The sequence below is a fragment of the Methylophaga sp. UBA3613 genome, from assembly GCF_002375415.1.
Taxonomy (GTDB): domain Bacteria; phylum Pseudomonadota; class Gammaproteobacteria; order Nitrosococcales; family Methylophagaceae; genus Methylophaga.
Genome location: NZ_DFLS01000006.1, coordinates 224,750 through 246,107, shown reverse-complemented (window position 1 = coordinate 246,107; position 21,358 = coordinate 224,750). Strand labels below are relative to the sequence as shown.

Genomic DNA, 21,358 nt, shown 5'->3' with positions numbered 1-21,358 from the left:
TTGTTATAAATTTTTTCCACAAGGTTTTGATTTTCTTGTCAGAATGGCGCTGTAGCACGCTTTTGTCGGCGTGCTGCAGTGTGAATTAAACAAAAACTGTTACAATGTGCGGCTGTAATTTATCGCGTTGAGATTTAAGAAGGTATATATGACTGATTTTGTCGATCACGATCCACAAGAAACGCAAGAATGGTTGGACGCTCTGGAATCTGTGCTGGAAGCGGCCGGTGACGAAAAAGCCCATTTCATTATTGAAAAACTTATTGATAAGGCCCGCCGTAGTGGGGTAAACCTGCCATACAGTGCCAATACTGCATACGTTAATACCATTCCGGTGGACCAGCAGGAACGTATCCCCGGTGACCAGGCAATGGAGCATAAACTACGCTCTTATATCCGTTGGAACGCGATGGCGATGGTGGTTAAAGCCAATATGAAACCTGGCGCAGTCGGTGGACATATTGCGAGCTTCTCATCAGCCGCAACACTTTATGATGTCGGTTTTAATCACTTCTACAGAGGTAATGATCATGAAGACGGCGCCGATATGGTGTTTGTTCAAGGTCACTCTGCACCGGGTATTTACGCCCGTTCTTTCCTTGAAGGTCGTCTGACCGAAGAACAACTGGATAATTTCCGTTTTGAAGTCGATGGCAAAGGCCTGTCTTCCTATCCACATCCATGGCTAATGCCTGATTACTGGCAATTCCCGACAGTATCAATGGGACTTGGACCGATTCTGTCGATCTACCAGGCACGATTCATGAAGTACATGCATCATCGTGAAATTGCCAAAACAGCAGGCCGCCATGTGTGGGCTTACTTAGGCGATGGCGAGATGGATGAGCCGGAATCTTTGGGTGCAATCACCCTGGCCGGTCGTGAAAAACTCGACAACCTTATCTTTGTAGTGAACTGTAACCTGCAACGTCTTGATGGTCCGGTTCGTGGTAACGGCAAGATTATTCAGGAACTGGAAGCCTTATTCCGTGGCGCTGGCTGGAATGTATTAAAAGTCATCTGGGGCAGCGGCTGGGATCAATTGCTGGCTCGTGATACCGATGGCTGGTTGCTGAAACGCATGGAAGAAGTGGTTGACGGCGAATATCAGAATTACAAAGCCAAAGACGGCGCCTATGTGCGCAAGCACTTCTTTGGTAAATATCCGGAATTGCTCGATATGGTCTCAGACATGACCGACGAGGATATCTGGCACTTGAGTCGTGGTGGTCACGATCCACGCAAGATTTACGCAGCATATAAACAAGCAGTAGATCATGTCGGCCAACCAACTGTTATCCTGGCTAAAACCGTTAAAGGTTATGGTCTGGGGCAGGCGGGTGAAGGTCAGAACACAACGCATCAGCAGAAAAAAATGGAACTGGAGCACATGAAACGCTTCCGTGATCGTTTCAATATTCCTATTCCTGATGATGAAATTGAAGAAATTCCATATATCAAACTGGATGATGACAGCGCGGAGAAAAAGTACCTGCTGGAACGTCGTAAAGAATTAGGTGGATTTATCCCTAAACGGAATCACAGTGCCCCTGCATTGGAAATTCCGCCATTAAGCATTTTTGATGCAGTACTGAAAGACAGTGGTGATCGTGAGTTATCTACCACCATGGCCTTTGTCCGGATATTAACCGCATTAATTCGTGATAAGAAAATCGGTAAAAACATCGTTCCAATCGTGCCCGATGAAGCACGTACCTTTGGTATGGAAGGCTTGTTCCGTTCGATTGGTATCTATTCATCTTCCGGCCAGATGTATGAACCAGAAGACTCAGGCAAGGTCATGTGGTATCGCGAAGACACTAAAGGCCAGATCCTGGAAGAAGGTATTAACGAAGCCGGTTCGATGTCTGAGTGGGTTTCTGCAGCAACGGCTTATTCCAACTACAACGTGAATATGGTGCCGTTCTATATTTACTACTCAATGTTTGGTTTCCAACGGGTAGGTGATTTGTGCTGGTTGGCTGGTGATATTCAGGCCAAAGGCTTCCTCATCGGTGGTACAGCAGGTCGCACGACATTAAATGGTGAAGGCTTGCAGCATCAGGATGGTCACAGTCTGATTCTGGCTAATACCATTCCTAACTGCCTGAGCTACGATCCGACTTATGCCTATGAAATGGCTGTTATCGTTCATGAAGGTATGCGCCGGATGTACGAAAATCAGGAAGGTGTGTTCTATTACATTACTGCGATGAACGAAAACTATACTCATCCGGCAATGCCTGAAGGTTCGGAAGAGGGCATCATAAAAGGTCTGTATAAGCTTAAATCTGGCGGAAAACACAAAGTTAAAGCGCAATTGATTGGTAGCGGTACCATTTTGCGTGAAGTTGAAGCCGCGGCTGAAATGCTTGAGAAAGACTGGAATGTCTCTGCCAATGTATGGAGTGCGACCAGTGTGAACGAACTGGTTCGTGAAGGCATGGATGTTGATCGTTATAACCGTCTGCACCCAACTGCTGAGAAAAAACGCAGCTACATTTCACAATGCATGGATGAGCAGGATGGGGTTGTGGTGGCTTCCACAGATTATATGCGTCTGTATGCTGAGCAATTACGTCCCTGGATCAAACAACGTTATGTTGTTTTGGGTACTGACGGTTTTGGCCGCAGTGATACCCGTGAAAGATTACGTAGCTTCTTTGAAGTGGATCGTTATCATGTGGTTGTTGCCACGCTCAGCGCGCTGGCTGATGAAGGCACTATTAAATATGATGTGGTTGCCAAAGCCATCAAACAGTACAAGATTGATGCTGACGCAACGAATCCAGTGAAGGTTTAAAACATGGCAGATTTAATCGAATTAAAAGTCCCGGACATTGGTGATTTTGACAGTGTCGAAATTATCGAAGTGTTAGTTGCTGAAGGTGATTCAATCAATGCTGATCAGGAAGTGATTACCATTGAATCCGATAAAGCGATGATGGAAATTCCATCATCGTTAAGCGGCACCATTAAGGAAATGAAAGTCAAAGTGGGTGATAAAGTCAGTGAAGGTTCAGTTATTGCCTTGATTGAATCTTCTGATGCCGGTGCTGAAGAAAACGAAAAGCCGGCTGAAAAAGCAGCTGAGAGCAAACCAGCAGAGAAAGAAAAACCTGCTGCGGCTGAGAGTAAACCGGCGCCAACTCCTACTCCTACAGTAGCGAATCCTGAGCCAGAAAGAACTGAAACATTACCTTATGCACCGGATACCGGTTCAGCTAAAAAACCTTCACATGCATCACCTTCAGTACGGCAGTTTGCACGTGAATTAGGTGTTCCTTTGGCTGCAGTTGTCGGCAGTGGTCAAAAAGGCCGTATTACCAAAGAAGACGTGCAGAATTTTGTTAAACAGGTGATGAATGCACCTGCACCAAAAGCTGCTGAAGGCACTGGTATTCCATCGGTTCCAGTCATTAACTTTGAACAGTTTGGCGAAATCGAAAGCAAAGAATTATCACGGATCAAGAAAATTTCCGGCAAACATCTGCATGCATGCTGGTTAAATATTCCACATGTCACACAGTTTGATGAAGCTGATATCACCGAATTGGAAGAATTCCGCCAAGAAAACAAAGAAATGGCTGCCAAGAAAGGTGTCGGCCTGACACCATTGGTATTCATTATGAAAGCCGTTGTTGCTTGTTTGAAACAGTATCCGGAATTTAATGCTTCGTTAAGCGAAGATAAACAAAGCCTGATTTACAAAAAGTATTACAACATTGGTGTGGCTGTTGATACGCCAAACGGTTTGATGGTGCCGGTGATTCGTGACGTTGATAAAAAAGGCTTTCTCGAACTTGCCGGTGAACTGGGCGAAATCAGTTCCCGGGCCCGTGAAGGAACATTAACAGCCAAGGATTTACAGGGCGGAACATTCTCTATTTCCAGCCTTGGCGGTATCGGTGGTCAATTCTTTACCCCGATTGTGAATGCTCCTGAAGTCGCCATTCTTGGCGTCAGTAAACACCAGATGAAACCAATCTGGAACGGAAAAGAATTTGAACCACGACTGATGTTGCCATTGTCGATTTCATATGATCATAGAGTGATAGATGGCGCTGCCGGTGCACGCTTTACGGTGATGCTGAATAACATGTTGTCTGATATCAGAAAGGTCTTGTTATGAGTTTGATTGAAGTCAAAGTACCGGATATCGGCGATTTTGATGCGGTTGAAATTATTGAAATCCTGGTTGCTGAAGGTGATTCAGTTAGTGAAAATCAGGACATTATTACGCTTGAATCTGACAAAGCCGCGATGGAGATTCCAAGTTCAGCTGCCGGCATCATTAAGTCTATCAACGTAAAAGTGGGTGATAAGGTCGCTCAGGGTGATGTCATTCTCTCTGTTGAAAGCGAAGCGGATTCTGCAGCTGAAGAAAAACCTGAAGCACCTAAAGCAGAAACTGCTCAGTCAGAACCCGCTGAAACAGAAAAGCCTGCTGAAAAACCCAAAGCAGCAGCTGTAACTAAATCTGAAGTACCTACCGATGCTGATATGCATGCTGAAATAGTTGTATTAGGTTCCGGTCCCGGTGGTTACACGGCAGCATTTCGTGCTGCTGATTTAGGCAAGCAGGTGATTCTGATTGAACGTCACCAACGAATTGGTGGGGTGTGTCTGAATGTTGGTTGTATTCCTTCAAAAGCTCTATTGCATACCGCCCACGTAATTAATGAAGCAAAACATATTGCTGAAAATGGGGTGACCTTTGGCGCACCGAAAATTGATATTCGCAAAGTCGCAGATTGGAAAGACGGAATTGTTGGCAAGCTGACGGGAGGATTATCAGCGTTGGCCAAGCAACGTAAAGTAACTGTAGTACATGGTGAAGCACAGTTCTCCGGTACCAACGTAATGCAGGTCAAAACGGAAGATGGCGATAAAACCATCAGTTTTGAAAACTGCATTATTGCTGCGGGTTCACGTGTCACGAAAATCCCGGTATTTCCCAATGATGATCCACGAATGATGGATTCTACTGATGCACTGGAGCTCGAAGATATTCCTAAGAAGCTACTGGTCATTGGTGGCGGCATTATCGGTCTTGAAATGGCGACCGTATACAACGCTCTGGGTTCTGAAATCAGTGTAGTCGAATTACAGGACAGCCTGATCCCCGGTGCTGATAAGGATCTGGTTAAACCGTTACATAACCATATCCAGAAACAATACAAAGCGATTTATCTGAAAACCAAAGTCAGCAAAATCGACGCGTTAAAATCTGGTCTGAAGGTCACCTTTGAAGGTGATAATGCACCGGACCCACAAACCTACGACAAGATTCTGGTCGCAGTGGGCCGTTCACCCAACGGTAAACTGATTAATGCAGAAGCTGCTGGTGTGGATGTAAATGATTATGGCTTTATTGAGGTCAATCAGCAGATGCAGACCAATATGCCGCACATCTATGCGATTGGTGACATTGTCGGTCAACCGATGTTGGCTCATAAAGCAACACATGAAGGTAAGGTTGCTGCTGAGCATATTGCCGGTAAAAAAGTGGCCTTTGATCCGATGACGATACCTTCAGTTGCCTATACTGATCCTGAAGTTGCCTGGATGGGTCTCAGCGAAGATGAAGCGAAAAAACAGGGCATTGATTACGTTAAAGGTGCTTTCCCATGGGCTGCCAGCGGTCGTAGTTTGAGTGTCGATCGTGATGAAGGTCTGACCAAAGCCTTGTTTGATAAGGAAACCGGGCGTTTATTAGGTGCAGGTATTGTAGGGCCCAATGCTGGTGAATTAATCGCTGAAGCGGTATTGGCACTGGAAATGGGGGCTGATGCAGAAGATATCGGATTAAGCATTCATCCACATCCAACCTTGTCGGAAACGTTTGCCTTTGCTGCGGAAATGGCTGAAGGCAATATTACGGATTTGATTCCACCTCGTAAAACATTACATTCCAAGTAATATCAGTCTATCCGTTCGAGACTTTTTGTCTCGAACGGATAAATAACCTCATATAGTAATCAGTAATGAACTGCTTTTCATGCAGCGGAACCGAGCGGTGATAAATCAGCTATGACCAGAGAAGCTTCTTTGCTTAAACCTCCGCTAAAATGGGCTGGTGGCAAACGCTGGTTAATTCCCAGACTGTTGAAATTATGGAAACAGTTTCCGGAACATCGACTGGTCGAGCCTTTCTGCGGTGGATTGTCTGTAGCGTTGGGATTAAATCCCGACAAAGCATTGTTAAATGATCTGAACCCGGCTTTAATCAATTTTTATCAGCAACTGCAGCAAGGTCTGACAATTGATTTGCCACTGGCCAATGATGAGCAGCTCTATTACCAATATCGTAAACAGTTCAATGATATTTCAGCACATACAGACGCTGAACGTGCTCAATTATTTTATTACTTGAATCGCACTGGTTATAACGGCCTATGTCGTTTTAATAAAACGGGTGGTTACAACGTGCCATTTGGTCGTTACAAAACAATCAATTATGTAAGTGATTTTGCGCCTTACCAATCGGTATTAAATCAGTGGGAATTCAGCAATATGGATTTTGCCCAGCTGGATATCCGACAGAATGATTTTATTTATGCTGATCCGCCCTACGATGTGCCATTTCGGCAATATTCCCAGCAGGGGTTTGACTGGGATGACCAGGTTCGATTAGCCGAGTGGCTGGCAAATCACGACGGACCAGTGGTACTGTCAAATCAGGCAACGGATAAAATCAAAAAACTCTATCGTGACTTAGGGTTTACCCTGAAATTTCTTGATGCACCTCGGACAATAAGCTGTAAAGGCGATAAACGGCAGGCTGCAAGAGAAGTGCTTGCTTTACGTGGATTTTGATACAATAACGCACCAATTTTTAATTTCTTCGATACAGGATTTCTTCCCCCATGTCTGACATCAAAAAAGTCGTTCTTGCCTATTCTGGCGGTCTGGATACTTCCGTTATTCTTAAATGGCTGCAGGATAAATATCAATGTGAAGTAGTGACCTTTACAGCTGATCTGGGTCAGGGTGAAGAAGTTGAGCCAGCACGAGCCAAAGCAAAATCGTTGGGCATTAAAGAAATTTACATTGAAGATTTACGTGAAGAATTTGCTCGTGATTATGTGTTCCCAATGTTTCGTGCCAATGCCATCTACGAAGGTGAATATCTCTTAGGTACATCGATTGCACGTCCTTTGATTGCCAAACGTCTGGTTGAGATTGCGGCTCAAACCGGTGCAGAAGCTGTCTCGCATGGCGCGACTGGTAAAGGCAATGACCAGGTGCGTTTTGAACTTGGGGCGTATGGTCTGAACCCGAACATTAAAGTGATTGCTCCGTGGCGTGAGTGGGATTTGTTATCACGGCAAAAACTGTTGGATTATGCTGAACAACACGGTATTCCAGTTGAAATGAAACAAGGCAAAAAATCGCCTTATTCCATGGATGCCAACCTGCTGCATATCTCTTACGAAGGCGGTATTCTCGAAGATCCATGGGCTGAAGCCGAGGAAAGTATGTGGCGTTGGTCTGTTTCACCGGAAAATGCCCCTGATAAAGCAACCTACCTTGAACTGAGTTATGAAAAGGGCGATATCGTTGCCATTAATGGCGAGCGTATGACGCCTGCTCAGGTGATGATTTATCTGAACAAAGTCGCTGGTGAAAATGGGGTAGGTCGACTGGATATCGTTGAAAACCGTTATGTGGGTATGAAATCACGTGGCTGCTATGAAACACCTGCCGGAACGGTTATGCTCAGAGCGCATCGTGCGATTGAGTCATTAACACTGGATCGCGAAGTCGCTCATTTGAAAGATGAACTGATGCCACGTTATGCCAGCATGATTTATAACGGTTACTGGTGGGCACCGGAACGGCAGATGATGCAGACAATGATAGATGCATCACAGACATCCGTGAATGGTGATGTCAGAATAAAACTGTATAAAGGCAACGTCATAGTTGTTGGCAGACAGTCAGCCACCGACAGTCTGTTTGATGAATCCATCGCCACATTTGAAGATGATGCTGGTGCCTACGATCAGAAAGATGCAGAAGGTTTTATCAAACTTAATGCGTTAAGGTTAAAAATAGCAGGGAAGAAGAAAAGATAGGCATACGGATTTTGTCGGAGTACTTATGAAACATAGCGAATATGAAGAGCGGACTGCCGAATGGATGCGGCTTGCGCTTTCAAAAATGAACCAATATAAAATCGCTCCAACTCCGGCAAATTATGCGCTTTGGTTTGAGTACGTTTCCGGTACGAATATGGCTTTGGTAGAGGCCGTAGATAATGAAATCGAACTGACGGGAAAAATTACTGAACAGCAAATCCGTTTATTACACGAACAGTTCTTTGACGAGGATAAAGATAGAGCTGCGATGTTTGAGATGCGTCAGGAATTGGCACGTCTTCTTAAACAGACCTTGAACTATATCTATACGGGCGTCACAACTACCGATCGAAGCAACAGTCATTTACAAAGCATGTTGAGTCGCCTGCAACCGGACTTAAACCGTCAGCAACTGCATACGCTGATTGAAGAAGTGCTTATTGAAACCCGACTGGCCGTTTCGTCTGGGGAATTGCTCAACGAGCAGTTAAACAGTGCGATGGCAGAAGTTGCTGCATTGAAAAAAGAGTTAAGTGATTCCCGACGTGAATCGATAACCGATAGTTTGACTGGATTAGCTAATCGTAAACATTTTGATGAGCTAATCAACGAGATGACCCGTGATGCAGATATTAACGGCATGGATGTGTCGGTCATTTTCTGTGATATTGATTTGTTCAGTGTTATCAACGAAAAACATGGCCAGCTAGTGGGAGATCAAGTGCTCAGAGTGATTGCTGAGTTGTTGAGAAAATCATTAAAAGGTCGTGATTTGGTTGCCCGCTATGGCGGTGAGGAATTTGCTGTTATTTTGCCTAATACCAGTGTGCAAAACGCCCGTCAGCTGGCTGAGAGCATTCGTCAGGATATTGCCAGCAAACGAATCCAACGCAAGGATACCCGTGAACCACTTGGTGCAATCACCATGTCTTTTGGTGTGGCGCGGTATGTCCCTGGTGAAGGCGTTGACAGTTTCCTGCAGCGTGTTGATCGGGCGGTTTATCTGGCAAAACGCAGCGGACGCAACCATGTTTCTGATGCGCCGCCGCCAATTATCTGATTAAAAACTATCAGTAAAAAACACTTCTTCGAGTGGTAACTGGCCCGCTCGAGGACGTGCATCTTCAAGCTTTTTCCCAACGGTAATCATCATCACAATAATATGATCATGCGGTAAATTGATGATGCGGGCGACTTTATCAAAGTCAAAGCCATCCATCGGGCAGGAATCATATCCCATGCCTCTTGCCATCAACATAATATTCATGGCTGCAATGCTGGCCGAGCGAACGCACTCATCACGCTGGCCTTGATGATGGTTGGTATAATAATTTTCGATCGCTGGCAGTATGGCATTCTGTGCTGACTTTGGGGCGTGTTGCCAATAGCGTTCAGGCTGTTTTTCCCACGCATTCAAATCAGCGCACAAAACCAGCAGTAAAGAGGAATCAACTACTTGGGCCTGCCCCCATGCGGCTTCCAAAATTTGCTGGCGTTTTTCAGCATCTTTTACCCGGACAAATCGCCAGTGTTGAATATTAAACGCAGTAGGTGAGAGGATGGCATGTTCCATCAACTCATTCACTTCTGCTTCAGTCATTTGATGTGCCGGGTCATAGTGTTTGACCGAGCGACGAGTTTGAATCGCTTGTTTTATATCCATTGTTTTGCAGGGGTACTCAGTTAAGTTCAATTTTGAGATACAGCCATTGTTGTTCATCCTGATGACTGCGATAGGTTTTTGTATTTGTTTGCTGGCGTTGTTGTTCACCAATCTGGCCAATTAAAATCCATTGATTTAGCGGACCATTGACCGTGGTCAGTAAGCTTGTTGTTGAGATATCACCATTACGCTGCATCTTAGAGAATAATGGCAGGATATCGACCCGGGCCTGTTGATTGCCGAGAATATTCACTCTTGCCTGAAAGCCATTATCCAGTTGAATGTACTGGGTCGTTTCCTGAACTGCAATACCACCATGAGGGTAAAAAATAAGCTGTTGCTGATTATCAGCGACAGCGCGGCCCATTTGTATATCAATAGGCTGACCGGCAATACCCCTTGCCTGGTACTGCTGATCCCGTTCTCGACTGTTTTTGGTGGACCAGCGATTTATTTCCACGGATGAATTTTTCGGGTTCTCTAAATCAATATTAAGTTGATCATCGGCAAAATGTTCATCATTTAACTGTTGCTGGGTTCGCAGCACTGTGACTGTAAGGCTCTGCTGCCTGCTATCGAGCTGTTTGACCAAACGCTCTATTTCCTGAAAATTTTGTGTCGAACTTTTGATAATCAACAGATTGTCATGGCCACTAATGGTTGTGTAGTTGTCTATCATGGGTTCGATCATGGGCAGTATTTCCGCCGCAAGTCGATGTTGCAATTCAATGGTGCGTATTTGATCGGCGTGGGCGGGTAATGCCAGCAAGAAAAACACTAGCGAAAAGATGATTTTCATAAATTTAACCGCCTTGTCGCAACATCTGCAGTGCTGTGATTCCAGCATTCTTCAAATTGTTGTTTGAGTTCCCGGACTGTCAAAGGATCATGCAGATTAGCCTGACCTTGATAGCGTTGATTGTTGAGACAACGTAAATAGCCGGAATGATCCACCAACATCACTATATTTTTTGGTCGTTGTTGTTTTTCTGAAAGAATATTCACGCTGATCGAACTGGTGAGTTTAGCTATTAACGGTAGCAGTCGATGGGAATTAATGATGCTACTTTGGGTTTCATCTACTAATATTCTTATCTGCGTGCGGCGACTATTGATGCAAAGTTGTTTCAAACAGTCGATTACTGACGGATGATCAAGCAGAACCATATCCATCTCACTGCCCAGAAAACAGATTTCCCGATGGGCAGTTTCAACCAAAGCCAAGGCAGCCGCAGCTGCCTCATGTTTTCCATCAAATGCGATGATTTGATTAGTGTCGGCCTGGTTAGAATTATCAGTCATTTAACAGTTTCTTGCCTGTTCAACAGCGTTACCGATATAACTTGCAGGTGTCATTTCTTTTAACGCAAATTTAGCGGCATCTGGCAAATCTAGAGTATCAATAAATTCATGCATGATTTGTTTGTTGACTCTCTGTCCACGAGTTAATTCTTTGAGCTTTTCATAAGGATTCTCAATTCCATATCGACGCATAACCGTCTGGATAGGTTCCGCTAACAACTCCCAGTTGGCATCTAAATCTGCAGCCATTGTTTCAGGAGCAGCTTCCAATTTGCTAATACCTTTCAGTGCAGAGCTGTAAGCCAGCAGGGAGTGAGCAAAACCGACGCCGATATTGCGTAAAACGGTGGAGTCAGTCAGATCGCGCTGCCAGCGGGAAATAGGCAGTTTCATTGCCATATGATCAAAAGTCGCATTAGCAATACCCAGATTACCTTCTGCATTTTCGAAATCAATTGGGTTAACTTTATGTGGCATGGTGGATGAACCGATTTCACCTTTAACGGTTTTTTGTTTGAAGTAACCAATGGAGATGTAACTCCAGACATCACGACAGAAATCAATCAGCACGGTATTAAAACGAATCATTGCCTGAAACAGTTCAGCAACATAGTCATGCGGTTCGATCTGGGTGGTGTATTTGTTCCAGCGCAGTCCCAGTCCAGTGACAAACGCATTGGCCATCATTGGCCAGTCCACATTAGGATAAGCCGCATAGTGGGCATTGTAGTTACCGACTGCACCGTTCATTTTCCCGTAAAGTAAAACCGCGGCGACGTGAGTGCGTTGCAGTTCAAGACGTTTTACAACATTGGCTAATTCTTTACCCAGTGTGGTGGGAGAGGCCGGTTGACCATGAGTGCGAGACATCATTGGTGTTTCAGCCTGTTCCTGTGCCAGTTTCTTCAGCGCACCTATTAAGGTGTCCATTTCCGGCAGAATAACGTTTTCCCGGGCATTTTTAAGCATAATGCCGTAAGCAGTATTATTGATGTCTTCCGAGGTGCAGGCAAAATGCACAAACTCATTTACCGCATCAAGCTCGGCATTGTTTTTGAATTTACGTTTAATGAAATATTCAACCGCTTTCACATCATGGTTGGTTTCACGTTCGATAGCTTTAATCTCAGCCGCGTCTTCTACCGAGAAATCATTCATCAAATCGTTGAGGAATTTTTCAGCGTCTTCACTCAGTTTAGGTACTTCCTGGATATCTGCATTGGCGCCGAGTAAATGTAACCAGCGGCATTCCACTTCAACACGGGCTCGCAGCAGACCATACTCACTGAAATAGGGGCGTAAAGCCTTTGTTTTATCGGCATAACGACCATCAACTGGCGAGATGGCAGTAAGAGCAGTTAATTCCATGAAAACTCCATTAAAAATAAGCTGAAAATTGGCCGAAATTATAGCAGAACTCAGTCCTGATTCTGGATTTGATTCAGTTTGCTTTGTGAATTTGCGTTAAAATAACGGCCATCTTAGTTTCAACTTCGGAGCGTTTTCGTGCTGCAAGAATATCAAAAACATGTTGAAGAGCGTGCCGCAGAGGGTTTACCGCCTCTGCCGTTAGATGCAAAACAGGTATCTGACATCATTGAAGGGCTTAAACAACCTCAAAATACCGATAGAGAAGCACTGCTTGAGCTACTGATTCACCGCGTTCCACCCGGCGTGGATAAGTCAGCTTATGTAAAAGCAGGTTTTCTGGCGGCGATTGCCAAACAGGAAACACAATGTGATTTGATAACACCGGTTTATGCGACTGAACTGCTCGGTACCATGATGGGGGGATATAACATCCAACCCCTGATTGAGTTACTGGATTATGACGCAACCGCAGAGGCAGCAGAAAAAGCGCTTTCCAAAATTGTTATGGTATATGACGCCTACCATGATGTAGTGGAAAAGGCTGAAACCAACCAATACGCCAAGCGCATTTTGCAATCCTGGGCTGAAGCTGAATGGTTTTTATCCCGACCACCGTTAGCTGAAGCGATTACGCTTTCTGTATTGAAAGTCCCGGGTGAAACTAATACCGACGATTTATCACCAGCAACAGAAGCCTGGAGTCGTCCTGATATCCCGTTACATGCCAAAGCGATGCTGGTCAGCAAAATGCCTGACGCGCTGGATACCATTATCTCGCTGAAACAAAAGGGTCATCCCATTGCATATGTCGGTGATGTTGTTGGTACCGGATCTTCGCGTAAATCTGCGATCAATTCAGTGCTCTGGCACATGGGGCACGATGTGGCCTATGTCCCGAACAAACGCCAGGGCGGTGTGATATTAGGGAATAACATTGCGCCTATTTTCTTTAATACCGCGGAAGACTCTGGTGCCTTGCCAATCGAATGTAATGTCGATCAACTGGAAACAGGTGATGTCATTACGATCAAGCCATATGAAGGTAAAATTTATAACGAAGCAGGTGATGTCGTTTCTGAATTCACTTTACGGCCAACCACTATTGCTGATGAAGTACGTGCCGGTGGCCGTATCCCTTTGATTATAGGTCGTGGTTTAACCGATAAAGCTCGCGAAACATTAGGTATGCCACCATCAGATGTTTTCAAACGCCCTGTAGAACCTGTTCATAGTGATAAAGGCTTTACGCTGGCGCAGAAGATGGTCGGTGTGGCCTGTGGTGTGGAAGGTGTGCGTCCAGGTGCCTATTGTGAACCTAAAGTCACCACCGTCGGCTCGCAGGATACAACTGGGGCAATGACCCGTGATGAGTTGAAAGAATTAGCCTGTCTGGGGTTCTCGTCTGATTTGGTGATGCAGTCTTTCTGTCATACCGCGGCTTATCCAAAACCGGTTGATATCAAATTACAGCATGAATTACCGGAATTTATCAGTACCCGCGGTGGTGTGTCATTACGTCCTGGTGACGGGGTTATTCATTCCTGGTTAAACCGGATGATCTTACCTGATACCGTTGGTACCGGTGGTGATTCGCATACCCGTTTCCCGATTGGTATCAGTTTCCCTGCTGGATCAGGTTTAGTAGCGTTTGCCGCTGCGCTTGGCGTAATGCCATTGGATATGCCGGAATCAGTATTAGTCCGTTTTAAAGGCGAAATGCAACCCGGTATCACGTTACGTGACCTGGTGAATGCTATTCCCTATGCGGCTATTCAGGAAGGATTGCTGACGGTTGAAAAGAAAGGTAAGAAAAATATCTTTAATGGTCGTGTTTTGGAAATTGAAGGTTTACCAGATCTGAAAGTCGAGCAGGCATTTGAACTGTCAGATGCATCGGCAGAACGTAGTGCTAATGGTTGTACTGTCAGATTAAATAAAGAACCGATCATTGAATTTTTGAATTCCAATATCTCATTAATGGAATGGATGATTGCAGAAGGCTATGCCGATGCCAGAACACTGCAACGTCGCATAGATGCCATGCGTGCATGGCTGGCTGATCCTCAATTGCTTGAGCCGGATGCTGATGCAGAATACGCTGCGGTTATCGAGATTGATTTGAATGAAATCAAAGAGCCATTGCTGGCCTGTCCGAACGATCCGGATGATATCAAACCCTTATCCGAAGTCGCTGGTGCTCATATTGATGAGGTGTTTATTGGTTCCTGTATGACCAATATTGGTCACTATCGTGCCGCCGGTAAAGTGCTGGAGAAAATGGGTAATCTGCCCGTTAAATTGTGGGTTGCTCCGCCGACCAAGATGGATCAGCATCAATTAACGGAAGAAGGTATCTACAGTATCTTTGGTCGTGTTGGTGCCCGCACTGAAACGCCGGGTTGCTCGTTGTGCATGGGTAACCAGGCACGGGTGGCTGATAATGCCACAGTTGTCTCAACTTCTACCCGTAACTTCCCGAATCGTCTGGGTAATGGAGCCGATGTTTATTTATCATCTGCAGAACTCGCGGCGGTAGTGGCCAGTTTGGGGCGTATTCCAACAGTTGCCGAATATCTGGAGAAAGTTGCCGGTATTCAGCCAATGGCTCATGAGATCTATCGTTATCTGAACTTTAACGAGTTGGAGCACTATCAACGTGCTAAAGCTAGTTAAATTGGTAACTCACAGAAACCAAAAAGGGCTGTTTTCACAGCCCTTTTTTTATGACTATTATTGGTAACGAGCTTTATTAGGTTTGAGCGTGTAAATCTGTCGCTGCCTGTAATAATTTATTGCTCTGCAATAAGAACTGCCAGCGTCTGCCACCTTTCTGTTGCCATAACACTGCAGCGCGAATTCCAGACAGCAGCAGAGCACGAATACGATTAACGTTATCAGCTTGTTGCAGATAAGTGGAATCACCAAACACCTGAATACGCGGCGTGAGTTCACTGACGGTACGCTGATAGATATCGGCGAAACGGGCAATTACCTGCGGACTGGTGATGCTGCCAAAGTATTCAATCTGTTGCGGAATCTGATCCAGTTCACGGGTAATCAGATCCAGCATTGCGGGGCGCTTTGCCAGTTTGCGTTGCAAGTGCAAAATTCCGATTGCATAGCGCAACACCACAATATCGCCAGGTTGTTTACGTTTCGATAGCTGATTATTGAACTGACGGATCCCCGTTGTTAATTTACTGATTTCACCATAAACCGATTCAGTATCAGGCGCATCCATCACCAGTAAACTCTGCAGCATGGTCTGCATATCATCGTTATCGACCTGACCGGTTTCAGCAATCTGCTGCACTAAAGTCACGGATTGCATCAAAGCGGAGAGAGCAATGACACGATCATGAATAATTGTTCTCTGACTCATGGATGCATCCCCGGAGCGTTGGTATCGATAATAATGCCACCGCCCAAACAGACATCATCCTGATAAAACACAACAGATTGTCCTGGTGTGACGGCGCGTTGTGGCGAGTCAAATTCAACCTGAATATTGCCTTGTTCATCCTGAGTGATGAGGCAGGGCTGATCTGGTTGACGATAGCGGGTTTTTGCACTGGCACGACATGGCAATTCCGGGGCTTCGCCAGCCACCCATGAAAGTTGTTCAGCGGTAAGTTTAGTGCTGTAAAGCCATTCATGTTCACCTTGAACAACATATAAAATTCGCTTTTCCATATCCTTGCCAGCCACAAACCAGGGCTCACCGCTGCTGTTTTTACGACCACCAATGCCAAGGCCCTGGCGTTGGCCGAGGGTGTAATACATTAACCCTGAATGTTCACCAATTTTTTCGCCTTCCGGGGTGCGCATTTCACCGGGTTGAGCCGGAATGTAACGCCCCAGAAACTCGCGAAAACGTCGCTCCCCGATAAAGCAGATACCGGTGCTGTCTTTTTTGTCGTGATTGATAAAGCCAGCTTTTTCGGCAATCTGACGCACTTCGGTTTTTGGTAATTCGCCCAGCGGGAAAAGAGTACGGGATAATTGCGCCTGACCAAGGGTATACAGGAAGTAACTCTGGTCTTTGCTGTTATCCAGGCCTTTCAATAACTGAAATTTACCTTCATGTTCGCGCACTCGTGCGTAATGACCGGTGGCAATCAGATAGCCACCCAATTCCATGGCGTGATCTAAAAAAGCTTTAAATTTGATTTCACGATTACACAGAATATCGGGATTCGGCGTGCGGCCCGCTTTGTATTCATCCAAGAAATGTTTGAATACATAATCCCAGTATTCCATAGCGAAATTGGCTTCATGAAAAACGATGCCCACTTTATCAGCAACTGATTGGGCGTCTTTGCGATCATCCTCAACAGTACATTCGCTTTCATCCGCATAGTCGACCCAGTTTTTCATGAACAGACCTTCAACATCAAAGCCTTGTTGTTTAAGTAACAACGCTGAAACAGAGGAGTCCACGCCGCCGGACAGACCGACAACTATTTTTTTGTGTTCAGACATAATTAATCAGTTAATAAATCAAGTGGATAGCGTTTTCCAGCGAGGTAATCCTGTAAACATTGCTCGACTAAAGGACTGCGAAACTGTGATCGACGCTGTTTGATAGTGTCAGCATCCAGCCAGACAGCCTGATGAATGTCAGTATCCAGTGGTCTATCCAGCTTTTCCCCCACGCTTCCGCTAAAACAGAAACGAATATAGGTATTTTCAGTTTGCTGATGTCGCCAGCGATAGATACCAATCAACGACTCAGGCGTAAATTGCCAGGCTGTTTCTTCCAGTGTTTCCCGGATAACCGCTTCAATCAGGCTTTCTCCGTCTTCGAGATGGCCGGCTGGCTGGTTGAGTTTGAGTTCGCTGCCGATCATTTCCTCGACCATCAGAAATTGCTGGTCGCGTTCTATTACGGCGGCTACGGTGGTTCTTGGAGTCCAAATCATCGGCGTATTTTATCACGGTCTGAAAATTAACTTCGCACCATTGTCCGGGTTGCAGATCATTTAATTGCCAGGGGCCAATCGCTACGCGGATCAATCTTAATGTTGGATGGCCGACTGCAGCAGTCATACGGCGTACCTGTCGGTTTTTGCCTTCACTGATTTGCAATTCCAACCACTGGGTTGGAATCGATTGTCGAAATCGTACCGGCGGAACTCTTTCCCACAAATCAGGTTCATTGATAAGTCTGGCATTAGCCGGTTTGGTCAGACCATCTTTTAACATGACACCCTGTTGCAATTGTTCAAGCGCAGCAGCATCCGGAATGTTTTCCACCTGAACCCAGTAAGTTTTGCTTAATTTATGTCGTGGATCGCTGATATGATGTTGCAATTGACCATCGTCGGTCAGCAATAATAATCCTTCACTGTCCCGATCTAACCGACCTGCCGGATAGATGTCCGGTATATCTATGTAGTTCTTCAGTGTCTTACGACCGTCGCTATCGCTGAATTGAGTCAGCACGTCATAGGGTTTATTAAATGCAATTAGTCTGGTCATGGTTATATCAACGCCATAGATCATGTAAAATGCCACTTTTAACTTCAGGAGCCGTGCATGGCATATCAACACATTAGTGTACCGGAACAGGGTGCAGCCATCGGCGTTAATGCCGATTATTCATTGAATGTACCTAATCAACCGATTATCCCTTTTATCGAAGGTGATGGCATCGGTATCGATATCACACCGGCCATGATTGATGTGATTGATGCGGCAGTGAACAAAGCCTACAACGGCGAACGCAAAATTTCCTGGATGGAAGTCTACGCTGGCGAAAAAGCCACACAGCTTTATGGTGCTGAAACCTATTTGCCAGAAGAAACCATTGATGCGTTGAGAGAATATTCGGTATCGATCAAAGGTCCGTTAATGACGCCAGTGGGAGGCGGGATTCGCTCTTTGAATGTGGCATTACGTCAGACGCTTGATTTATATGTCTGTCAGCGCCCGGTACGTTATTACCCTGGTACGCCAAGCCCGGTTAAAGCACCCGAAAATATCGATATGGTTATCTTCCGCGAAAACTCAGAAGATATTTATGCCGGTATTGAATGGGCTGCCGGTACACCTGAAGTTCAGAAGGTCATCGACTTTCTGCAAAAAGACATGGGTGTCAGCAAAATCCGTTTTCCTGAAACCTCGGGGATAGGCATCAAGCCGGTTTCCAAAGAGGGAACAGAGCGACTGGTACGTAAAGCCATTCAATATGTTATCGACAATGACCGTGATTCATTGACCCTGGTACATAAGGGTAACATCATGAAGTTCACCGAAGGGGCTTTCAAACAATGGGGCTATGACCTTGTTGAAAAAGAGTTTGGTGCTACGCCGCTGGATGGTGGGCCCTGGAAAACCTTTAATAATCCAAATACCGGTAAAAAAATCGTTATCAAAGACTCGATAGCCGATGCATTTTTACAGGAAATTTTATTGCACCCTAAAGATTATGATGTGGTTGCCACATTGAATCTGAATGGTGATTACATTTCTGATGCCCTTGCTGCACAGGTTGGGGGAATTGGCATCTCACCGGGTGCAAATTTAGCGGATGCCGTTGCGATGTTTGAAGCAACACATGGCACAGCACCGGCTTTGGCTGGAAAAAATAATGCGAATCCGTCATCATTAATCCTATCGGCCGAAATGCTTTTAAGACATTTAGGTTGGGGCGAAGCGGCAGATCTGGTCGTTTCCGGCGTCTCAGGCGCCATTTCTAATGCGCGTGTCACCGGTGATTTAGCTCAGGCTATTGGCGTCGATGCGTTGAGTTGTAGTGATTATGCTGCAGCTGTTATTCAAAACATGTAAGGAGTTTCCATGAAAGTTGCAGACAACAAAGTAGTCGTGATCGACTACACGCTCACCGACAACAGCGGCACAGTCATTGATAGCAGTGAAGGTGCCGGCCCGCTGGCGTATCTGCATGGCGCTGGCAATATTATCCCTGGTTTGGAAGATGCCCTGGCGGGCAAAGAAACTGGCGATAAAGTCCAGGCCAGTATCGAACCAGCAAATGCTTATGGCGAACGCCATGATGCGCTAAAACAGGATGTACCTGCTGAATTATTCAGTGGTGTAGAAAAAGTTGAAGTGGGTATGCAATTTCAGTCCGAAACCGAGCAAGGCCCGGTTTTGGTCACTGTAGTAGCAATCAATGATGAAACTGTTACCGTCGATGGAAATCATCCTCTGGCTGGCGTACATTTGAACTTTGACGTTGAAATCCGTGAAGTTCGTGAACCAAGTGCAGAAGAGCTTGAACATGGACATGTTCATGGTGAAGGCGGTCACCAGCACTAAAAACTAAAACTTAGATTTAGTCTCAAAGACGGGCATTGTGCCCGTCTTTTTGTTTCAGACGTAGAATTTAATGCAAACTATAGAACAACTAAAACAACAATTTGCTATTGCTGATCGCCTGGATTTTTCAATGGGGCCGTCAGAATGTGTAATGATAAATATCAATACGCCTCATGCCAAGGCACGTATAACAACTCAGGGTGCGCAGGTATTATCTTACCGCTCTGCACATGCATTACATGATCTATTGTTTTTGAGTCGAATGAGCCGTTATGGTGATCGGCGGGCAATTCGAGGAGGTGTCCCGGTCTGTTGGCCATGGTTTGGTGTTGATCCCAGTGGTAAAGGCCGTCCTGCTCATGGTTTTGCACGTAACCGTGTTTGGGATTTGATTGATGTGCAACAGACTGAAAATGATGGCATTAAATTGACTCTGTCATTATCACCGGATCCTAAGGACGAACCGCTTTGGCATTGTGCTTATAGTTTGAAAATGGTGATTGAGATCAATGAACAGCTAACATTATCCTTAACTACTGAAAACCTTGATCAAGAAAGTTTTGTTATCTCACAGGCATTGCATACTTATTTTGCAGTGGGAAATATCGAAAAAACTCAGGTGAGGGGGTTGAGCAATCATCATTATCTCGACAAGGTAGAAAATTTTCGTGAGAAACTTCAGGCTGGTGAGATCGTTTTTAACGGCGAAACAGACAGAGTGTATTTGAACAGTCCTGACAAGCTATTTATTGAGGATTCTGACTGGGCACGCCGCATTGTGGTAGAAAGTTCAGGTTCAAATACCACAATAGTATGGAATCCTTGGGATAGGGTGGCAACATTAAAAGATATGACTGATGACTCGTATCAGTACTTTGTCTGTGTTGAAACGGCCAATGCCGCCAATAACAGTATCAGTTTGGCACCGGGTGAATCGCATACGATTTCAGCTGGTTACAGAATCATGCCATTGGGTTAGAAAGTGACATTTCAATCTCAGCTGTTCAACAACGATATAGAGTGTGCTTAAGTCCAGCGTTGACGTAATTCTTCACGATGTAAAGCCAGCCATTGGATAGCAATAATCGGAATCGCCGAGATAATTTTACCTGTTTCCAGCAAGGCATAGACTTCATCGAATGATAATACACTGACTGAGATATCTTCATCTTCCTCATCCAGGCCATGTAATCCACCAATATGGGTGCTATCTATGCGTCCACAAAACAGGTGTAATAGCTCGGATGTACCGCCCGGAGAGGTGAAAAACTCACTTATCTTGATCATTTCCAGTATTTCACATCCTGATTCCTCAACGGCCTCGCGATAGGCCACGGATTCTGGTGTTTCGCCAGGTTCAATTGCCCCAGCCACAATCTCAAGAAGCCACGCACGCTCATCATTTAGTTGTATGGCGCCGGGACGAAATTGTTCGATAATAACCAACGCATCTTTTTGTGGATCATAAAGTAATACCGCAACACAGCTTCCACGATGAAAGACTTCTCGGGTTAGCGGTGCACTCCAGCCACCTTTGTATAATGTATGTTTTAAAGAGACAACTTTTAAACTAAAAAAACCGCTATAAGCGGTTGTTTCTTCAATGATTTCAAACTGTTTTTTGCTCATCAGTTTTCCTTACATTTCAGGGATG

Annotated in this window: 19 protein-coding genes; 10 read left to right on the top strand and 9 right to left on the bottom strand. The window is 45.2% G+C overall.

The window, feature by feature from the left end; genetic code table 11:
* Positions 1-148 precede the first annotated feature (148 nt).
* The 6 genes from aceE to B3S93_RS07385 all read left to right on the top strand — a co-directional run bounded on the left by aceE (position 149) and on the right by B3S93_RS07385 (position 9,144).
* The gene (aceE, locus tag B3S93_RS07410; RefSeq protein WP_292357295.1) at positions 149-2,803 is read left to right on the top strand and encodes a pyruvate dehydrogenase (acetyl-transferring), homodimeric type; all 2,655 of its coding nucleotides are present in this window, start codon (positions 149-151) and stop codon (positions 2,801-2,803) included.
* A 3-nt stretch (positions 2,804-2,806) separates the two neighbouring features.
* Complete coding sequence (aceF, locus tag B3S93_RS07405; protein WP_292399100.1) at positions 2,807-4,132, top strand: dihydrolipoyllysine-residue acetyltransferase; 1,326 nt, start codon at positions 2,807-2,809, stop codon at positions 4,130-4,132.
* Positions 4,129-5,922 carry a dihydrolipoyl dehydrogenase gene (gene lpdA, locus B3S93_RS07400; RefSeq protein ID WP_292399097.1) on the top strand — a complete coding sequence of 598 codons (1,794 nt, stop codon included), beginning with the start codon at positions 4,129-4,131 and terminating at the stop codon, positions 5,920-5,922. The genes aceF and lpdA overlap by 4 nt, the downstream gene beginning before the upstream one ends.
* A gap of 111 nt (positions 5,923-6,033) precedes the next feature.
* On the top strand, positions 6,034-6,819 hold the full coding sequence (locus tag B3S93_RS07395) for a DNA adenine methylase (protein WP_292399094.1): 786 nt from the start codon (positions 6,034-6,036) through the stop codon (positions 6,817-6,819).
* A 50-nt stretch (positions 6,820-6,869) separates the two neighbouring features.
* Entirely contained in the window at positions 6,870-8,081 is a 1,212-nt protein-coding gene (locus tag B3S93_RS07390) for an argininosuccinate synthase (protein WP_292357288.1), read from the top strand.
* Between the two features lie 25 nt (positions 8,082-8,106).
* The gene (locus tag B3S93_RS07385; protein ID WP_292357287.1) at positions 8,107-9,144 is read left to right on the top strand and encodes a GGDEF domain-containing protein; all 1,038 of its coding nucleotides are present in this window, start codon (positions 8,107-8,109) and stop codon (positions 9,142-9,144) included.
* Here B3S93_RS07385 and B3S93_RS07380 read toward each other — a convergent pair whose 3' ends face one another.
* Genes B3S93_RS07380 through purB form a run of 4 tightly spaced genes read right to left on the bottom strand, consistent with a single transcriptional unit; the run spans position 9,145 to position 12,417 of the window.
* Positions 9,145-9,747 carry a nitroreductase family protein gene (locus tag B3S93_RS07380; RefSeq protein WP_292399091.1) on the bottom strand — a complete coding sequence of 201 codons (603 nt, stop codon included), beginning with the start codon at positions 9,745-9,747 and terminating at the stop codon, positions 9,145-9,147.
* A gap of 16 nt (positions 9,748-9,763) precedes the next feature.
* Complete coding sequence (locus B3S93_RS07375) at positions 9,764-10,546, bottom strand: secretin N-terminal domain-containing protein (RefSeq protein WP_292399088.1); 783 nt, start codon at positions 10,544-10,546, stop codon at positions 9,764-9,766.
* Positions 10,543-11,049 carry a hypothetical protein gene (locus B3S93_RS07370; RefSeq protein ID WP_292399085.1) on the bottom strand — a complete coding sequence of 169 codons (507 nt, stop codon included), beginning with the start codon at positions 11,047-11,049 and terminating at the stop codon, positions 10,543-10,545. The genes B3S93_RS07375 and B3S93_RS07370 overlap by 4 nt, the downstream gene beginning before the upstream one ends.
* On the bottom strand, positions 11,050-12,417 hold the full coding sequence (gene purB, locus B3S93_RS07365) for an adenylosuccinate lyase (protein ID WP_292399082.1): 1,368 nt from the start codon (positions 12,415-12,417) through the stop codon (positions 11,050-11,052). It abuts the gene before it with no gap.
* A gap of 138 nt (positions 12,418-12,555) precedes the next feature.
* Between purB and acnB the strand changes: the two genes are divergently transcribed.
* Positions 12,556-15,093, top strand: a complete 2,538-nt coding sequence (acnB, locus tag B3S93_RS07360) for a bifunctional aconitate hydratase 2/2-methylisocitrate dehydratase (protein WP_292399079.1) — start codon at positions 12,556-12,558, stop codon at positions 15,091-15,093.
* Between the two features lie 76 nt (positions 15,094-15,169).
* Here the strand turns inward: acnB and hflD are convergent, their stop codons facing one another.
* From hflD to B3S93_RS07340, 4 genes are read right to left on the bottom strand one after another with little or no spacing between them, the layout of a single operon-like run.
* The gene (gene hflD, locus B3S93_RS07355; protein ID WP_292357273.1) at positions 15,170-15,802 is read right to left on the bottom strand and encodes a high frequency lysogenization protein HflD; all 633 of its coding nucleotides are present in this window, start codon (positions 15,800-15,802) and stop codon (positions 15,170-15,172) included.
* Positions 15,799-16,902, bottom strand: coding sequence for a tRNA 2-thiouridine(34) synthase MnmA (mnmA, locus tag B3S93_RS07350; protein WP_292357271.1), 1,104 nt, complete (start codon positions 16,900-16,902; stop codon positions 15,799-15,801). Before mnmA ends, hflD begins: the two co-directional genes overlap by 4 nt.
* Before the next feature lie 2 nt (positions 16,903-16,904).
* Positions 16,905-17,270, bottom strand: coding sequence for an NUDIX domain-containing protein (locus B3S93_RS07345; protein ID WP_292748603.1), 366 nt, complete (start codon positions 17,268-17,270; stop codon positions 16,905-16,907).
* On the bottom strand, positions 17,203-17,901 hold the full coding sequence (locus B3S93_RS07340) for a pseudouridine synthase (protein ID WP_292357268.1): 699 nt from the start codon (positions 17,899-17,901) through the stop codon (positions 17,203-17,205). Before B3S93_RS07340 ends, B3S93_RS07345 begins: the two co-directional genes overlap by 68 nt.
* Before the next feature lie 57 nt (positions 17,902-17,958).
* On the opposite strand from B3S93_RS07340, the gene icd reads away from it, so the two are divergent.
* The 3 genes from icd (at position 17,959) to B3S93_RS07325 (ending at position 20,683) form a co-directional block, all read left to right on the top strand.
* The gene (icd, locus tag B3S93_RS07335; RefSeq protein WP_292357267.1) at positions 17,959-19,212 is read left to right on the top strand and encodes an NADP-dependent isocitrate dehydrogenase; all 1,254 of its coding nucleotides are present in this window, start codon (positions 17,959-17,961) and stop codon (positions 19,210-19,212) included.
* 9 nt (positions 19,213-19,221) lie between these two features.
* Complete coding sequence (locus B3S93_RS07330; protein WP_014707250.1) at positions 19,222-19,704, top strand: FKBP-type peptidyl-prolyl cis-trans isomerase; 483 nt, start codon at positions 19,222-19,224, stop codon at positions 19,702-19,704.
* A 70-nt stretch (positions 19,705-19,774) separates the two neighbouring features.
* Positions 19,775-20,683 carry a D-hexose-6-phosphate mutarotase gene (locus tag B3S93_RS07325; RefSeq protein ID WP_292357265.1) on the top strand — a complete coding sequence of 303 codons (909 nt, stop codon included), beginning with the start codon at positions 19,775-19,777 and terminating at the stop codon, positions 20,681-20,683.
* A gap of 47 nt (positions 20,684-20,730) precedes the next feature.
* On the opposite strand, the gene B3S93_RS07320 is transcribed toward B3S93_RS07325, so the two are convergent.
* A complete protein-coding gene (locus tag B3S93_RS07320) occupies positions 20,731-21,333 on the bottom strand; it encodes an NUDIX domain-containing protein (protein ID WP_292357264.1) in 603 nt (200 codons plus the stop codon).
* Positions 21,334-21,358 lie beyond the last annotated feature (25 nt).

Excerpts from the sequence above, each read along its gene's own strand:
- aceE (WP_292357295.1), top strand. The coding sequence starts at position 149 with ATGACTGATTTTGTCGATCACGATCCACAAGAAACGCAAGAATGGTTG.
- aceF (WP_292399100.1), top strand. The coding sequence starts at position 2,807 with ATGGCAGATTTAATCGAATTAAAAGTCCCGGACATTGGTGATTTTGAC.
- lpdA (WP_292399097.1), top strand. The coding sequence starts at position 4,129 with ATGAGTTTGATTGAAGTCAAAGTACCGGATATCGGCGATTTTGATGCG.
- B3S93_RS07395 (WP_292399094.1), top strand. The coding sequence starts at position 6,034 with ATGACCAGAGAAGCTTCTTTGCTTAAACCTCCGCTAAAATGGGCTGGT.
- B3S93_RS07390 (WP_292357288.1), top strand. The coding sequence starts at position 6,870 with ATGTCTGACATCAAAAAAGTCGTTCTTGCCTATTCTGGCGGTCTGGAT.
- B3S93_RS07385 (WP_292357287.1), top strand. The coding sequence starts at position 8,107 with ATGAAACATAGCGAATATGAAGAGCGGACTGCCGAATGGATGCGGCTT.
- B3S93_RS07380 (WP_292399091.1), bottom strand. The coding sequence starts at position 9,747 with ATGGATATAAAACAAGCGATTCAAACTCGTCGCTCGGTCAAACACTAT.
- B3S93_RS07375 (WP_292399088.1), bottom strand. The coding sequence starts at position 10,546 with ATGAAAATCATCTTTTCGCTAGTGTTTTTCTTGCTGGCATTACCCGCC.
- B3S93_RS07370 (WP_292399085.1), bottom strand. The coding sequence starts at position 11,049 with ATGACTGATAATTCTAACCAGGCCGACACTAATCAAATCATCGCATTT.
- purB (WP_292399082.1), bottom strand. The coding sequence starts at position 12,417 with ATGGAATTAACTGCTCTTACTGCCATCTCGCCAGTTGATGGTCGTTAT.
- hflD (WP_292357273.1), bottom strand. The coding sequence starts at position 15,802 with ATGAGTCAGAGAACAATTATTCATGATCGTGTCATTGCTCTCTCCGCT.
- mnmA (WP_292357271.1), bottom strand. The coding sequence starts at position 16,902 with ATGTCTGAACACAAAAAAATAGTTGTCGGTCTGTCCGGCGGCGTGGAC.
- B3S93_RS07345 (WP_292748603.1), bottom strand. The coding sequence starts at position 17,270 with ATGATCGGCAGCGAACTCAAACTCAACCAGCCAGCCGGCCATCTCGAA.
- B3S93_RS07340 (WP_292357268.1), bottom strand. The coding sequence starts at position 17,901 with ATGACCAGACTAATTGCATTTAATAAACCCTATGACGTGCTGACTCAA.
- icd (WP_292357267.1), top strand. The coding sequence starts at position 17,959 with ATGGCATATCAACACATTAGTGTACCGGAACAGGGTGCAGCCATCGGC.
- B3S93_RS07330 (WP_014707250.1), top strand. The coding sequence starts at position 19,222 with ATGAAAGTTGCAGACAACAAAGTAGTCGTGATCGACTACACGCTCACC.
- B3S93_RS07325 (WP_292357265.1), top strand. The coding sequence starts at position 19,775 with ATGCAAACTATAGAACAACTAAAACAACAATTTGCTATTGCTGATCGC.
- B3S93_RS07320 (WP_292357264.1), bottom strand. The coding sequence starts at position 21,333 with ATGAGCAAAAAACAGTTTGAAATCATTGAAGAAACAACCGCTTATAGC.